This is a genomic window from Bradyrhizobium sp. SHOUNA76 (assembly GCF_023006445.1).
Taxonomy (GTDB): domain Bacteria; phylum Pseudomonadota; class Alphaproteobacteria; order Rhizobiales; family Xanthobacteraceae; genus Bradyrhizobium.
The window spans coordinates 1-11,032 of the sequence record NZ_JALBHA010000179.1 but is presented as its reverse complement, the minus strand read 5'-3'; the positions used below and the strand labels follow the sequence as shown (position 1 = coordinate 11,032).

Below are 11,032 nucleotides of genomic sequence, written 5' to 3'. Positions count from 1 at the left end.
CCGGCATTCTGCTCGGCACGACGGCAGGCCTGCGCGGCGCACTGCGGGTCCAGCCGCTGCACACCGCCGAAGCCCGCTCACGGGCCGCTTGAGCTAATCCACCGCCTTCGTCATGATGCGGATCTCCGACGTCAGCGTCCGGTGCACCGGGCACTTGTCGGCGATCTCCATCAGCTTTTTGCGCTGCTCGGCATCGAGCGCGCCGTCCATCGCGATGTCGCGTTCGATTTGGTCGAGCATGCCTTCGCGTGTGTCGCACTCCGCGCAGTCCTTGGCGTAGATCTTGGAGTGCTTCAGCGTGACGGTGACGCGGTCGAGCGGCAGCGATTTGCGGTCGGCATAGAGCCGCATGGTCATGGAGGTGCAGGCCCCTAAGCCGACAAGCAGGAAATCATAAGGCCCGGGGCCGGCGTCCTCGCCACCGGCAGCGACGGGCTCATCCGCTACGAGCCGGTGCGGGCCGACGGTGATGGTCTGGTTGAATTTGCTTTTCCGGGTCTCCTGCACCACCACCTGGCGCGGCGCGTCGGGCAGATCCATCGTCTTCGCGTGCTTTGCGGTGTCGACGTAGCGGCTGGCCCAGGCCGCGATCACATCGGCCGCATAAAGCGCATCGGCGGGCTTGGTGAGCAGATGATCGGCATGGTCGAGCGAGACGAAGCTCTTCGAGTGCTTGGCTGCCACGAAGATCCTGGTCGCATTGTCGATGCCGACGGTGTCATCGACCGGCGAGTGCATCACCAGTAGCGCCTTGTGCAGACCGGTGATGTCTTTCATCAGCTCGTGCTCGACGATGTCGTCGAGGAATTCGCGCTTGATCCGGAACGGGCGCCCCGCGAGCGAGACCTCGACCTCGCCCTGCTCGCGGATGTTCTCGACATGCTCCTTGAACAGGCCGGTCACGTGTGCCGGGTCGGACGGAGCTGCGATGGTCACGACCGCCCTGGCTTCCGGGATCTGTCCCGCTGCCGCGAGGATCGCGGCCCCGCCGAGGCTGTGGCCGATCAGGATCGACGGCGCCTTGCGGGCGCTGCGCAGATGATCGGCGGCGCGGACGAGATCGGCGACGTTGGATGAAAACGTCGCGTTGGCGAAATCGCCTTCGCTCGAGCCGAGCCCGGTGAAGTCGAATCGCAGAACCGCGATGCCCTTGGCTGCGAGCACGACCGCGATGCGCTTGGCCGCCAGCGTGTCCTTGCCGCAGGTGAAGCAGTGCGCAAACAGCGCGTAGGCCGCGGGCTCGCCGTCCGGCAACTCCAGCGCGGCCGCAAGCTGGTGGCCGCCTTCGCCGGTGAATTGAAAGCGTTCCGTCGGCATGGGCTCTCCCCCGTTCTTGCTTGAGGTCTAATCGTCTGAATAGCGCTGCTCGGCCCAGGGATCGCCGCGGTTATGATAGCCGCGGACTTCCCAAAAGCCTGGCGCGTCCTCGGTCAGGAATTCGATGGCCTGGAGCCATTTCGCGCTCTTCCAGAAATACAGATGCGGCACGACCAGTCGCACCGGGCCGCCGTGCTCTTCCGTCAGCGGCTGGCCGGACCAGCTATGGGCAAGCAGCGCATCCTCGGCGGCAAAATCTTCCAGCGCGAGGTTGGTGGTGTAGCCGTCATGGGAATGCAGCGTTACGAAGCGTGCATCCTCGCGGGGCTGGCAGACCGCGAGCAGCTCGCGCGTGGCGAGACCTTCCCACTCATTGTCGTAGCGCGACCAGGTGGTGACGCAATGGATGTCGGAGGTGAACCGGGCCTGCTTCTGCGCAGCGAACTCCGCAAAGGTCCAGAACACCGGCGTCTCGATCGCACCGTAAACGTCGAGCCGCCAGCGCTCGCGCGACACCGGTGGCACAACCCCGAGATCGAGCACAGGCCAGTCCTTGGTGAGGTGCTGGCCGGGCGGCAGTCGCTGATCTTCCGGACGCGTAATCTTGCCGGTGAGGAAGCGGCCCTCGCGCGCCCATTTTTCCTTGGTTCGCGTCAGTTTGCTGTCGGGCGGCTCGTTGTCGTCAGCCATGGCCGTCCAGCCTCTCCGTCCCCGTGTTGGAAAGACCTACATCGCCCTTCCCAGCAAAAATGGCAACTGGCGCGGGCCCCGCACCGTGCCCTGCGACCAGGTCACCGTGCCTGCCGGATCGAGGGCGAAATCTGGAATGCGCTTCAGCCATTCCTCCAGCGCAACCTGCATCTCCATGCGCGCCAGGTTGGAACCGACGCAGCGGTGAATGCCGAGCCCGAAGGCGGCGTGGCGATTTTCGCGGCGGTCGATCACGACTTTGTCAGCATCCGGAAACATCTTGGGATCGCGGTTTGCGGCTGGGAACGACAGTAACACCATGTTGCCCGCCTTGACCGGGCAGCCCGAGATCCTCGTCTCCTTCACCACCTCGCGGGCCATCGTCACCGGCGAATAGGCGCGCAGCAACTCCTCCACTGCGGTCGGAATCAGCGCGGGCTCGGCGAGCAGCCGCTCGCGGTCGGTCGGCGTCTTCGCAAGATGCCAGAGCGAGGAGCCGATCGCGCTCCAGGTGGTGTCGATGCCGGCGATCAGAAGCAGGCGCAGCGAGCCGAGGACGTGCGAGTCTTCGAGCGGGTTGCCCTCCTTGTCCCTGGCGTTCATCAGGTAGGAGATGAGATCGTCGGTCGGCTTGGCCTTGCGCTCCTCGATATGCGCGCTGAAATAGGCGCTCATCTCCTGCACAGCCTGGAGCAGCTTGCTCTCGTCCTTGATGCCGAGCTCGAGGATCATGTGGATCCAGTTGATGAAGAGATCGCTGTCGCTCTCGGGGATGCCGAGCATGTGTGCGATCGCTCGAACCGGGATGTATTTGCTGTAGCGCGCGGCGGCGTCGACCTTGCCGTCGGCGATGAACCCGTCGATCAGCTCGTTGCAGATCGCGCGCATCCGCGGTTCCAGCTTTTTCATTGCGTCCGGCGTGAACGGCGGCAGCAGGAGCTGCTTGGCCGGCTTGTGCACGGGCGGGTCCGAGGTGATCGGCGGAGCGGCGTTCCTCGCGACCTCTGGACGAACGTCGCGCACGATGATGCGGCGTGAGGAGAAATGCTCGGTGTCGTTGGCGATCTCGCGCACGGCTTCATAGGTCGTCGGCATGTAGCAGCCGAGGAAGCGCTCGTGTGCACGACCGGGCTTGCCGCGCGCAGCTCGTCCCAGATCGGGAAGGGATCCTCCGTCCACTGCGGGTCGGTGTGGTCGAAATCGTTGATCCAGTCGGTGACCGGCGGATGAGCGACAGGCTGGCTGACGTCGGACATGTCGGAGGAATCCTCGGGATGGTGATCGAATCGCGTACGCGGGCACTCAGGCAGCCCGCGCTACTCCTCGATCACGTCGATTGCGATTTCCGGGCAATTGGATTTGGCAAGCCAAGCCTTGTCTTCAAGGTCCGGCGGGACAATGCCGTCACCGGCTTCGTGGGCGTTGCCGTATTCGTCCAGCTCGAAAAGCTCCGGCGCGAGTGCCTTACAGCGCGCATGGCCCTGGCATTTGTCAGGATCGACGTGAACCCTCAATCGCTCTGTCATGGCGGCTTCCTCGGTCGTATGCACGCGGCTCGAAGGCGGCGCGTTCCTCTTGTCAATATTGTCGGCGGCATTCGCCGCTTCTTCTAAGTTATATACTATTACATTCGCGATGGGCTTTCCCTGTCAAGCGCAAACTTATAGGCTTGCCTTCAACATGCGCTCCCAACTCGCTCGCAAGCCCGAGAACACCTACCACCATGGCGATCTCCGCGACGCCCTGATCAAGGCCGCGCTGCGTGAGGCGGAGCAGGGCGGCGCCGAGGCGATCAGCATCAAGGCACTGGCCAGGCAGCTCGGCGTCTCTCAGCCTGCGCCGTATCGGCACTTTGCCGATCGCGACGCGCTGCTTGCAGCGGTGACGGCGGAAGCGTTCCGGCAGCTCAGCGCGATCATGCGCGAGGCGATGGCTGGGACGTCGAAGCAATCAAAGCTGTCGCGGTTGGCGCAAGTGACACTTGATTTCGGCCTGCGCCGCAACGGCATCTACCGCCTGATGTTCGCGTCGCGCACCGTCTCATGCGCGGCCAAGGACAGCGAGCTGCACGAAGCCACGCGCGAGACGTTTTCGCTCGTGATCGAAGCCCTCGAAGCGCCTGCGGTCGGCTACTTGCGCGAACGGCAGGCGCTCAAGATCTGGGCGGCGTTGCACGGCGTGGTGATGCTGGCAGAGCAGGGCCTGTTCACCGGCGAGGCTGCCCATGCTTCGCGCGAGGAGCTGGTCGAGGATTTCGTCCGCGAAACGAAAGCCGCGCTCGCGGCTGCGATCAAGGGTGCTCGGCGGCGGAAGAAGGTCGGCTCCTAGGCCTTTGCTTTCAACAGCTTCATCAGCTTGTCGACCGCACTGTCAGGCGTGGTCACGACGGGACGGCCAGTGGCTTCCGCGACCAGCGGTGCCGTCGCTGCGATGCTGAACTGTGCCAGCGCGATGACGTCGCAATCGCGCAGCCCCTTGGACGCTTCCACGATCAGCCGGTCATGGGTGGCGCGGTCGCCGCGATCGAGCGCCGCCAGCGCGCCCTCGGCAAGCTTCGGCACCACCTGGACGGTGGTCGGAAACTCCGGCGGCATCGAGACCAGGGTCGGCGGGAAGGTCGAGAGCAGGCCGATGCGCCTGCCCATCGTCACGGCGCGCTCGATCATCGCTTCGTTTGGCTTCAGCACCGGCATCGGCGCATGCGCGCGCGCGACCGCCTCGATGCAAGGGCCGAAGGCCGAGCAGGTGAACAGGATTCCGTCACCTCCGGTCGCTGCTGCGTAATCGCCGAGCGCCAGGAAGCGCTCGGTCATCGCATCATTGAGTTTTCCGTCGCGCGCCAGATCCGCCGACAGGCTGTCGTCGAGCAGGTTCATCAGCCTCGCCTCTGGCCACGCCTTCGCAAACGCCGCTTCGATCGGCGCGATGGAGTGCTTGAGGGCGTGGATCAGGGCGATGCGCATGGACGTCGTCATGGAGCGTGACTATTTGGGTTTCGTGCCCCGGACGCAGCGCAATGCGAAGTATTGCGCTGCAGAGCCGGGGCCCATTGTTGCCGCTGGGTCCCGGCTCAGCAGCAGCGGACCGGACGATGCGTCGCATCGCCGGGAGCTGCAGCGCGTCCGGGACGCGAGATGTTACTTGAACGGCACCGCGTACATCAAGCCGCCCTTGCTCCAGAGGCCGTTGAGGCCGCGGTCGAGCTTGAGCGGGCTCGCCTTGCCGACGTTGCGCTCGTAGATCTCGCCGTAATTGCCGGTGGCCTTGATCGCGGTCACAAGCCATTTGTTGTCGAGCCCGAGGCGCGAGCCGAGATCGCCGGAGGCGCCTAACAGGCGCTGGATCGCCGGTGTCTGCGATTTCGCCATCTCGTCGACATTGCCTTGCGTGACGCCGAGCTCTTCGGCCTCGATCAGGCCGTAATGTAGCCAGGTGATGATGTCGCTCCAGACCTCGTCACCGTTGCGGGTGAAGGGGCCGAGCGGCTCCTTGCTGATGGTCTGCGGCAGCACGACGTAGTCGGCTGGGTTCGGCGCGGCGGTCGTCACGGCGCCGGCGAGCGCGGAGGCGTCCTGGGTCATCGCGTCGCAGCGGCCGCCGAAGAAGGTCTGATACATGGTGTCGACGCGGTCGAAAACCAGCGGCTTCCAGTCGATACCGTTGGCGCGGCCGTAATCGCCGAGCGTGACTTCGTGCGTGGTGCCCTGAGCCACGCAGACGGTGGCGCCTTTGAGGTCCTTGATCTCTTTTACGCCCAGATCCTTCTTCACGACGAAGCCCTGACCGTCGTAGAAGTTGATCGGGCCTTGCCGCAAGCCCAGCGTCACACCGCGCAAGTATGTCTGCGTCGAGTTGCGGTAGAGCACGTCGATCTCGCCCGATTGCAGGGCGGTGAAGCGGTTCTGCGCGGTCAGCGAGACGTAGCGCACCTTGCTGGCATCACCCAGTACGCCGGCGGCGAGCGCACGGCAATAGTCGACGTCGAGACCCCGGTAGTTGCCTTGCGAGTCCGGCGCCGAGAATCCGGCAAAGCCGGCACTGACGCCGCACACCAGCGTGCCACGGCTCTTCACCGTGTCGAGCGTTGCCGCCGACGCGACAACCGTCGATGCCGCGAGCATGCTCGCTGCGATAACCACTTTCCTCATCATGCTACTCTCCCCTCAGTGATTGACACTACGCAACACGTTGTCGACGGCCGTGCCGAGCTTGTCGACGATCAAGTCGATCTCGTCCGCAGAGGCGATATAGGGCGGCGCCAGCAGCACATGGTCGCCGCGCACGCCGTCCACGGTGCCGCCGCCCGGATAGCAGCCGAGCCCATTGGCGAAGGCCTCCGCCTTGATCTTCTGATTGAGCCTGAGCGCGGGATCGAACGAGGTGCGGCTGGCGCGATCGGCGACCAGCTCGATCGCCCAGAATAGGCCGCGGCCCCTGATATCGCCGACATGGCGATGATTGCCGAAGCGCTCGGTCAGGCGTTGTTCGAGCTGCTTGCCGCGCTCCCTCACGCGGTCGAGCAAGCGATCCTCGCGGATCACCTCCTGCACCGCCAAAGCGGCCGCGCAGGCGAGGGGATGCGCGAGATAAGTGTGACCGTGCTGAAAGGCGCCCGAGCCGGCGCGGATGGTGTCGATGATCTTGCCGCTCGCGAGCATCGCGCCGATCGGCTGGTAGCCGCCGCCGAGCCCCTTTGCGATGGCCTGGATATCAGGCGCGATGCCTTCCTGCTCCCAGGCGTGCGTGGTGCCCGTGCGGCCCATGCCACACATGACCTCGTCGAGGATGAGCAGCGCACCGTAGCGGTCGCAGATCTCGCGCACGGCCCTGAAGTAGCCGTCCGGTGCCGTCACGGCGCCGGCGGTGGCGCCGACGACGGGCTCGGCGAGGAACGCCGCCACGGTATCGGGGCCACGCCGCTGGAACTCGGATTCCAACTCGGCCGCCAACCGTGCCACGAATTGCGCATCGGATTCACCGTCATGCTTCTCGTGATAGGCAAAGGCCGGCGTCACATGGCTGAAGGCGGCCGAGAGCAAGGGTGCATAAGGCGCGCGTCGCCAGGCGTTGCCGCCCGCGGCGAGCGCGCCAAGTGTGTTGCCGTGGTAGCTCTGCCGGCGCCCGATGAAGTGCTGCCGCTGCGGCTCGCCACGCTCGATGAAATATTGCCGTGCAAGCTTGATGCTGGCCTCGATCGCCTCCGATCCGCCGCTCACGAAATAAGCACAGGCGAGGCCGCCCGGCTCGTGCCCGACCAGCGTTTCGGCCAGCGCCTCTGCCGGCTCGGACGAGAAGAATGCCGTGTGGGCATAGGCCAGCGTCGAAGCCTGCTTCGCCATCGCCGCGATCACGCGGGGATGCTGATGGCCGAGGCATGAGACGGCCGCGCCGCCGGAGGCGTCGATCACGCGCCGTCCGTCCTCGGCAAAGAGATAGACGCCTTCGCCGCCGATCGCCTTGGGCGGCGTCTCGCGCAACGAGCGGTGCAGCACGCGGCTGATGCGGGCGGCCATGGATCAACCTTTCTCTGAAACGTAGGTGGAGGCAGCAGTGAGCCGCGCCTCGGTATTCTCCAGGCGCTTCTTCGCGGCGACACCGCCGAGCGAGAACGTCACTGCGGCCAGCGACTGCGCGATCGCGATCGCGCCGGTGAGACTCGGGAAGAAGCCGGGAGAGGAGGCCGCCTCGAACAGCAGCACGTGGTCGGCGCCCTCGGCCATCGGCGCAGAGAGGCTGTCCGCGATCGCAATCAGCGTCGCGCCGGTGCGATAGGCGGCCTGTGCGACGCCAACGCTCGCATGGGTATAGGGCAGAAAGCCGATGACGATGACGGCTTCGCCGGGCCGGAAGGCGCCGAGGTCGAGATCGTCGGGGCCGGATGCTCCGATGAGTTGCACCTGTTCGGGACGGAATAACCGCAGCTCGTAGTTCAGCAGCTCCGCAACGCTGCGGCAGCTACGATAGCCCGCGATCCAGATCCGCTTGGCCTGATGCAGCGCACGGGCCGCCTCCGCGATCGGCTGTGCCGGGATTCGCGGAAGGCCGGCGGCCTCGGCCACGAGCTTGTCGGTGACGAGCGCGACATCGGAATTCGGGCCGTGCAGGCGGCTCTTGGCGCGGCCGGAGAATGGCGAAGTCTGCGATGGTCGCCGCGCCTCGGTCAGCGCCGCGCGCAATTCGTCCCAGCCCGAATAGCCGATCGCCTTGGCGAGGCGCGTGAACGCGGCTGGATCGGCGCCGGCTTCCGCCGCGAGGTCGCGCATCGAACGGGTGGTGGCGTCGTAATCGTTGGCGGCGACGAAACGTCCGACTTGCTGCAGCCGCATCGGGAGCGATGGCAATGCAATGCGCAGTTCGCTCAGCGGCGAGGATTTCGCGGGCTCGGCCATGAAACATTTGTTGCATGAAATCTGGATTGGTGCAACAGTTGACGTGCGCTGCCGGAAATCGTCGCTGTTGGGAAGGATTTTTGCGCTGTGACCACGGACGCTCCGAGACCGCCGCCGCGCCGCCGCCTCTTCGGCGCGTGGGGACGCCGTGAGCTGCAAGGCCTGTTCTGGCAGGTGCTGGTCGTCGGCATTGCGCTCGCGGTGATCGGCTTCCTCTGGTCCAACACCGTCACCAACCTCTCGGCTCGTCGCATCACGACCGGCTTTGCCTTCCTCGGCCGCGAGGCCGGCATGCCCATCGCCGACAGCTTGTTCGTCTATAATCCGAGAGACACGTATCTCTGGGCCTTCGTCGTCGGGGTCGGCAACACCCTGCGCGTCGCCGTGATCGGGATCGTGCTCGCGAGCATCCTGGGGGCGCTGATCGGCATCTCGCGACTGTCGGCCAACTGGCTGCTGTCGCGACTTGCCGCCGTCTATGTCGAAACGCTCCGCGATATCCCGCTGCTGCTTCAACTCCTGTTCTGGTATGTGCTGATGCAGGCGCTGCCGGCCGCGCGCGCGGCATGGCGGCCGATCGAGGGCGTGTTCCTCTCCAATCGCGGCCTGATCCTGCCGGCAGTTCCGCTTGGCCCGCTGCAACTTTGGGTGCTCGGCACCGCCGTGCTCGGGTTTGTCGTGTTCTATCTCGTCAGGAGGCGGCTCATCGCGCAGCAGATGCGCGACGGCAAGCCGCGCCCAGCCTGGCCGTTTGCGCTTGCCCTGATCGTCGCGTTGCCCGCGATGGTGTCCGTGCTGCTCGGCGTGTCCTGGAAGATCGAATGGCCGGAGCTGCGCGGCTTCAATTTCGTCGGCGGGCTGACGCTTGCCCCCGAATATTTCGCGCTGCTGATCGCCCTCGTGACGTACACTTCGGCATTCATTGCCGAGATCGTTCGCAGCGGCATCCAGTCCGTGCCGCGCGGTCAGTGGGACGCTGCCAATGCGCTTGGCCTGCGCCGCAGCTTCATGCTGCGGCAGATCATCCTGCCGCAGGCGCTACGCGTCATCGTGCCGCCGATGACGAGCCAGTATCTCAATCTGACCAAGAATTCCTCGCTCGCGGTCGCGATCGGCTATCAGGACGTGGTTTCGATCGCCAACACCACGCTGAACCAGACCGGGCAGGCGATCGAGGCCATCGCACTGATCATGGCGGTGTTCCTGACCATCAGCCTTTCCATCAGCTTCTTCATGAACTGGTACAATGCGCGCATCGCGCTGGTGGAGCGCTGATCATGACGGCGATCACCGATAGTCCGGACACACCGCGCGCCCGTCGTCCGCAGATCGGCAACCCCGTCTTGCGATGGCTGCGCACCAATCTGTTCTCGTCGATCCCGAATGGCATCCTCTCGGTCGTGCTGCTGGCGGTGCTCGCCAAGGGCATCTTCAGCTTCGCTCAGTGGGGCATCGCGAATGCAGTGTGGCTGACCCCAGCGAACGATTCCAGTGCCTGCCGGGCGGCGCGTGGCGTCGGCGCCTGTTGGGCGATCATTCCCGAAAAGTACCGCTTCATCCTGTTCGGCACCTATCCATTCGACGAGCAGTGGCGGCCGGCGCTGTCGGTCGTGCTGTTCATCGCGCTGTTCTATCTCTCCACCCGCCGCGCCCTGTGGCGGCGCGAACTGGTCCTGCTCTGGATCGGTGCGCTCGCGCTGATCAGCGTGCTGATGTGGGGCGGCGTGTTCGGGCTCGCCTTCGTCTCGCAGGATCGCTGGGGCGGTCTGCCGGTGACCCTGATCCTGGCGACGTTCGGATTGGCTGTCGGGTTTCCGCTCGGCATCCTCGTCGCGCTCGGCCGGCGCTCAAAGCTGCCGGCGATCCGCTCGCTCAGCGTGCTCTATGTCGAGCTGATCCGCGGCGTGCCGCTGGTGAGCCTGTTGTTCATGGCGAGCGTGATGTTTCCGCTGTTCATGCCTGCCGGCTTCAACATCGACAAGCTCTTGCGGGCGCAGATCGCGATCATCCTGTTCGCCGGCGCCTACCTTGCCGAGGTCATCCGCGGCGGCCTCCAGGCCGTGCCGCGCGGACAATATGAGGCTGCGGATGCGCTCGGGCTGTCCTACTGGCGCAAGAACCGGCTGATCGTCCTGCCGCAGGCGATCCGCCATGTCATCCCGCCGCTGGTCAACACCTTCATCGCCTTCTTCAAAGACACCAGCCTCGTCCTCATCATCGGCATCTTCGACCTGCTGACGACGGCGAAGACCGCGATCATTGATCCCGCGTGGCAACAGTTCTCGGTCGAGGTCTACATTTTCGTCGCCGCGATCTATTTCGTCTTCTGCTTCGCGATGTCGCGCTATAGCCGCAGCCTGGAAGCGACGAGCGGAAGGTGACATCCCGTGTCCCGGACAAGATGCAGCGCGCCAGCGCTGCATCGCCGAGCCGGGACCCAGAGCCGCAGGCGAAGTCGTGGAGGGATGGGCCCCGGCTCTGCAGCGCACCGCCGAAGGAGCGCTGCGCTGCGTCCGGGGCACGAGAGAGGAGCTATTGCTTCACCTTCGGATCGATCGGCGTCGTGCCGCGCAGGCCCAAAATATCCTCCAGCACCTTCGCGCCGCGAGCACGTCGGCGTCGCTTCGCGGTGCGCC

10 protein-coding genes and 1 pseudogene are annotated in these 11,032 nt (G+C 65.3%); 3 read left to right on the top strand and 8 right to left on the bottom strand.

The features are described 5' to 3' along the window. Nucleotides 1-93 precede the first annotated feature (93 nt). From MOV74_RS19340 to MOV74_RS19325, 4 genes and pseudogenes are all read right to left on the bottom strand, one after another. Nucleotides 94-1,317: a bifunctional alpha/beta hydrolase/OsmC family protein gene (locus MOV74_RS19340; protein WP_246925686.1), complete on the bottom strand. Its 1,224-nt coding sequence runs from the start codon at nucleotides 1,315-1,317 to the stop codon at nucleotides 94-96. 27 nt (nucleotides 1,318-1,344) lie between these two features. Continuing rightward, nucleotides 1,345-2,007 carry a sulfite oxidase-like oxidoreductase gene (locus MOV74_RS19335; RefSeq protein WP_246925684.1) on the bottom strand — a complete coding sequence of 221 codons (663 nt, stop codon included), beginning with the start codon at nucleotides 2,005-2,007 and terminating at the stop codon, nucleotides 1,345-1,347. 36 nt (nucleotides 2,008-2,043) lie between these two features. After that, a pseudogene (locus MOV74_RS19330) lies at nucleotides 2,044-3,263 on the bottom strand (cytochrome P450). 60 nt (nucleotides 3,264-3,323) lie between these two features. Beyond that, nucleotides 3,324-3,533, bottom strand: coding sequence for a ferredoxin (locus MOV74_RS19325; RefSeq protein ID WP_246925687.1), 210 nt, complete (start codon nucleotides 3,531-3,533; stop codon nucleotides 3,324-3,326). A gap of 154 nt (nucleotides 3,534-3,687) precedes the next feature. Between MOV74_RS19325 and MOV74_RS19320 the strand changes: the two genes are divergently transcribed. Further along, complete coding sequence (locus tag MOV74_RS19320; RefSeq protein ID WP_246925682.1) at nucleotides 3,688-4,335, top strand: TetR/AcrR family transcriptional regulator; 648 nt, start codon at nucleotides 3,688-3,690, stop codon at nucleotides 4,333-4,335. Here MOV74_RS19320 and MOV74_RS19315 read toward each other — a convergent pair. The 4 genes from MOV74_RS19315 to MOV74_RS19300 all read right to left on the bottom strand — a co-directional run bounded on the left by MOV74_RS19315 (nucleotide 4,332) and on the right by MOV74_RS19300 (nucleotide 8,396). Next, complete coding sequence (locus MOV74_RS19315) at nucleotides 4,332-4,982, bottom strand: aspartate/glutamate racemase family protein (protein WP_246925679.1); 651 nt, start codon at nucleotides 4,980-4,982, stop codon at nucleotides 4,332-4,334. The genes MOV74_RS19320 and MOV74_RS19315 overlap by 4 nt on opposite strands. Before the next feature lie 162 nt (nucleotides 4,983-5,144). Next, complete coding sequence (locus MOV74_RS19310) at nucleotides 5,145-6,158, bottom strand: amino acid ABC transporter substrate-binding protein (protein WP_246925677.1); 1,014 nt, start codon at nucleotides 6,156-6,158, stop codon at nucleotides 5,145-5,147. A 12-nt stretch (nucleotides 6,159-6,170) separates the two neighbouring features. Continuing rightward, nucleotides 6,171-7,520, bottom strand: a complete 1,350-nt coding sequence (locus MOV74_RS19305; protein WP_246925675.1) for an aspartate aminotransferase family protein — start codon at nucleotides 7,518-7,520, stop codon at nucleotides 6,171-6,173. A 3-nt stretch (nucleotides 7,521-7,523) separates the two neighbouring features. Beyond that, a complete protein-coding gene (locus MOV74_RS19300) occupies nucleotides 7,524-8,396 on the bottom strand; it encodes a MurR/RpiR family transcriptional regulator (protein WP_246925673.1) in 873 nt (290 codons plus the stop codon). 87 nt (nucleotides 8,397-8,483) lie between these two features. Here MOV74_RS19300 and MOV74_RS19295 point away from each other — a divergent pair, with 87 nt between their 5' ends. Next, nucleotides 8,484-9,671 (top strand): amino acid ABC transporter permease, encoded by a 1,188-nt coding sequence (locus MOV74_RS19295; protein ID WP_246925670.1) that lies wholly within the window; start codon nucleotides 8,484-8,486, stop codon nucleotides 9,669-9,671. Between the two features lie 2 nt (nucleotides 9,672-9,673). After that, nucleotides 9,674-10,777, top strand: a complete 1,104-nt coding sequence (locus MOV74_RS19290; RefSeq protein ID WP_246925668.1) for an amino acid ABC transporter permease — start codon at nucleotides 9,674-9,676, stop codon at nucleotides 10,775-10,777. The last annotated feature ends 255 nt before the right edge of the window (nucleotides 10,778-11,032 follow it).